At 58.3% G+C, this 974-nt stretch carries 2 protein-coding genes; both read right to left on the reverse strand.

Annotation, left to right across the window (positions count from 1 at the left end):
- A partial coding sequence (locus GJ668_RS19800; RefSeq protein WP_155451798.1) for an AAA family ATPase occupies positions 1 to 331 on the reverse strand: 331 nt, incomplete at its 3' end.
- 349 nt (positions 332 to 680) lie between these two features.
- Positions 681 to 974, reverse strand: a 294-nt coding sequence (locus GJ668_RS19805) for a transposase (protein WP_186343029.1), incomplete at its 5' end; no start/stop codon positions are given.

A 974-nucleotide genomic window follows, 5' to 3' on the forward strand; every position in this document is an offset into this window, starting at 1 on the left:
AGTGCTCGGCGAGCATCTCGTCGAGCTGCGCGCGACTCTGGATCACCCCGGCGGCAAAATTCAGCACGATCACCGGAGAACGCTGTTCCCAGTCCCAGCGGTCATGAATGTACAGTCCGCGAAAGAGTTCCTCGCTTCCCTCGAAAACTTCCTTGAGCGTATCGACGAACAGACTCTTGCCGAAGCGGCGCGGGCGCGAGAGGAAATAGGCGCCGGTGTCTTGCGTCAGGGTGGCGATGTGCGCGGTTTTATCCACGTAACTGAAACCGCCCTCGCGCAGCTTGCGGAAGGTCTGGAGGCTGATCGGCAGCGGTCGCTTTACATCAGGCATGGCGGGTACGCCCAAATGATCTGTCATGCCAGCCATTGTCTGACAATCGATGGACGGCGGCCATGGGTTGGGTACCCGGAATCGATACAGATGATCTTGTAGAGATCAAGGAAAAGGCTTGGGTCGTTGGAGCGAGCGGCGTGGGGTTCGAGCGGCGCGTTATGGATTTCCGGTTCGGCAGGATGAGCAGACCTGGACTGGTGTGCGCGCGGTCGATCCAGTCGCGGATCGTACCAACCGCTGCTCAAACGCTACCTGGATCGTCAAACCACCGAATCCTGTAGATCGACAGAAAATTTCTCGTATTTGTCAACCACCTGTCTGCCTGCTCAGCAGTTCTAAACCTCGACTAGGCCGGGATGCGTAATTTCTCTTCCTCTGGATCGAGCGTAGTTTTGGTCCAGAGTCGGTCAGCGATGGCGAAGGGATCGGCATTGATGGTGTGAACAAAGTGGTTGACCCGTTGAACCAATTCCTCGGCCGTGGCGTGACAATGATGGTAGGTGACCTCCTCGCGTAACCATCGCCACAGCGCTTCCACCGGCATGAAGTCTGGGCTATAGGCGGGCAACGGTTGGAGGGTGATCGACAGCTCCTGAGCGAGCTCGCGCACGGCCCCGGCGCGATGATAGGAGGCGCCATC

Source organism: Allochromatium palmeri (genome assembly GCF_009720725.1).
In the GTDB taxonomy this organism is placed as follows: Bacteria; Pseudomonadota; Gammaproteobacteria; order Chromatiales; family Chromatiaceae; genus Thermochromatium; species Thermochromatium palmeri.